The organism is Mesorhizobium sp. M2A.F.Ca.ET.067.02.1.1 (assembly GCF_004023285.1).
GTDB lineage: Bacteria > Pseudomonadota > Alphaproteobacteria > Rhizobiales > Rhizobiaceae > Mesorhizobium.
The window spans coordinates 1-2,754 of the sequence record NZ_RZSB01000780.1; the positions used below are offsets into that span (position 1 = coordinate 1).

Consider the following 2,754-nt stretch of genomic DNA (forward strand, 5'->3'; position numbering starts at 1 on the left):
GGCCACGGAGGAAGCTTGCCGCGCGATGCGGCAGGCGGGTTTCGTGCTGCTCAACCAGAGCGTTTTGCTGAAAGGCGTCAACGATAAGGTCGAGGTGCTGGAGGAGCTCTGCCGCGAGCTGATGTACCGTCTCGGCGTGAAACCCTATTACCTGCACCACGGCGACCTCGCGCGCGGCATGGCGCACCGTCGCACAACGATCGCCGAGGGCCAGGCGCTGGTGGCGGAACTGCGCCGGCGGCTCTCCGGCATCTGCATCCCGACCTATGTCATCGACCTGCCGGACGGCGGCGGCAAGGTGCCGCTGGCGGCGAGCCATATCGAGGGCCGCGACGGTGACACCTGGCTGATCAGAGGCCAGGACGGCAAGGTGCGGGAATACAAGGAAGTGGTTGGCCAGGACTGACGCCGTATCTGTCTTGCCGGCGTCCGGCGACGGCGCTTGCCCGCCCGACTTTGGCCCCCATTGCGCAGCAGAAGGAACTCCATCTCGCGCCCCGCATTCTATGAGCGGGGACTGAAGGAGCGCCGCGTGAAGGCTTTGTTGGGAATTGCCGGTGGGTTCGTGCTGACCTTGGCCGTGTTCGCCAGCGGGCTTGCCTTCGCCACCTGGATGCTGGCCGCCAAGCCGGTGCGCCAGGCAACCCCCACGATCGGCGTTTCCGAGCTCTGGACGAAGGACGCGCAGCCGGTCGATCCGCAGAAGCAGAATCTCGAGCGCATTCCCGCCCAGCAGGCCGCGTCCGCCAAGGCGGGCGGCGAGCCGACCCCGGGCGAACCAGCCAAGGCGGCTGGCGCCACCCAGCTCGCGGCGCCGGCGGCGACCGCACAGCCGAAGCTGCAGCCATTGCCGGACGTTTCCGCTCCCATCCAGCCCGCGCCGGCCGCCAACGCGGCCCAGCAGCCGGCGCCGGCCGATCAGCAGGCTCAGCAACAATTGCCCGTCGCCCATCTGCAATGGTGCGCGACGCGCTACCGCAGCTACCGCCCGGACGAAAACAGCTACCGTTCCTACAGCGGCGAGCTGCGCCCCTGCATCTCGCCCTATTACGATCCCGGCGACCGCACCGCCTCGACCGGCCAAAGCGATCAGACCAGCGATCAGGGCGCGAACGACCGGCAGGCCGCCACGGCCGGCGACGGGATCAACGAGACGAGCGACGACCAGGCCGAGATGCAGGGCTATGCCCCGTTCGGCGACGGCTACGCCACAACCTATGGCGGCCCGCCGGAGGAGATGTCGCCGGAGGCGGAGGCCGCCCAGGCCTCCAGCCGGCCGGTCTCGGCCGACCATATCGACTATTGCTTCAGCCGCTACCGCTCCTACGATCCGCGCGACAACACCTACCAACCCTTCGACGGCGGCCCGCGCCGCCAGTGCGAGTAGGGCCAACGCTTTTCCTCGCCTCCGCCAGCGGCGGGGGGTCCGAACGACGGGCGAGACCCGTGGCCGGAACGGTGGCCGCGAAGCGGCCGGAGAGGGGGCCTGCGGCGCCGGCGGGCTCGCTCAGCATCCTTACGTCGGCGCTCCCCCTCTCCGTTTCGGCTTCGCCGAGCCACCTCTCCCCCGATCGACGGGGTAGAGGAAGGCGCCAAGCTTTTTGCCGTCAACGCTCGTCCAGCAACGCTCCCTTCCTTTCCCTCCGGAGGAGGGGAAAGGTGGCGCTGCGAAGCAGCGACGGATTGGGGGAACCACCTGGCAATCGAGCCGAGGCCTGATCAGTCACGCCCGTCACAGAAGATGTGTGCATCCCCTGGCCACATTCGTGGGGGCCAAGAAAAGAGGGCAGCGCCGCGTTCCGCCACACCCCTCTGTCCTGATTGCTTTCGAGCGACGAAAGCCGGCAGGCCAGAGGGGGCGCTCTCCCGCCCGCATCTCAAGGCTAGCCCACCGATCTCACCCCACGACCTTCCCCGGATTCATCACATGACCCGGATCGATCAGCGCCTTGATCGCCTTCGCCAAATCCCGCTTCACTGGGTCGGCGTAGCGCTCATACGCCTCGCGCTTCTCCAGCCCGACGCCATGCTCGGCCGAGAACGAGCCGCCGGCTTCGCGCAGGCCCTGGTAAAGCACGTCCTCGATCGCCGCGTGCCGCTCATGCGGAAGCGGGCCGTCGCAATTGATCGAGATGTGCAGATTGCCGTCGGCGAGATGGCCGTAGACATAGGGCGCGTAGGCGGCGTCGATCCGCTTCAGCCCGGCCTCGATGCGCGCCACATAGGCGTCCAGCGCGCCGCCCGGCACCGACACGTCGAAGGAGGGCGCCATCGGGTGCGCGCGCTCGATCTCAACTGTCTCCTCGCGCAGCCGCCACATCTGGGCGGCTTGCGCCTCGGAGCTCGCGACCAGCCCGTCGATGATGCCGGCCTCTTCCCAGATCGCCGCCAGCCCGTCCTCAAACACCCCTCTGGCCGCCTCGACACTGTCCGCGCTGAGCCCCAGCACCAGTAGGCAGGGCGCATCGAGCGGCAGCTGCCCGGGCGCATAGCCCAGCCCCCGCTGCATCAGCGAGGCGAAATTGCGCCACAGGATCTCGGCGGCGCTGAGCCGCGCGCTGGTCGAGCCCAGAAAATGCCGCACGATGCGCTGGGCGCTTGCCGCATCCGGCACGCCGACCAGCGCCGTGGCGCTGGCGCCTGCCACCGGGTCGAGCCGCACCGCCACGCGCGTGACCATCCCAAGCGTGCCCTCCGCGCCAATGAAGAGATGTTTTAGATCATAGCCGGCGCTGGTCTTGAGCACCCTTGTGA

General features: G+C 68.6%; 2 protein-coding genes and 1 pseudogene. 2 read left to right on the top strand and 1 reads right to left on the bottom strand.

The features are described from left to right. Positions 1-406 (top strand): annotated as a pseudogene (locus tag EOA28_RS31685) (KamA family radical SAM protein); the annotation flags it as partial. Positions 407-532: 126 nt separating this feature from the next. Beyond that, on the top strand, positions 533-1,387 hold the full coding sequence (locus tag EOA28_RS31690; protein ID WP_245463241.1) for a BA14K family protein: 855 nt from the start codon (positions 533-535) through the stop codon (positions 1,385-1,387). Between the two features lie 510 nt (positions 1,388-1,897). Here the strand turns inward: EOA28_RS31690 and EOA28_RS31695 are convergent. Continuing rightward, positions 1,898-2,754: FAD-binding oxidoreductase (locus tag EOA28_RS31695; protein ID WP_148670979.1), on the bottom strand; the 857-nt coding region annotated here is incomplete at its 5' end.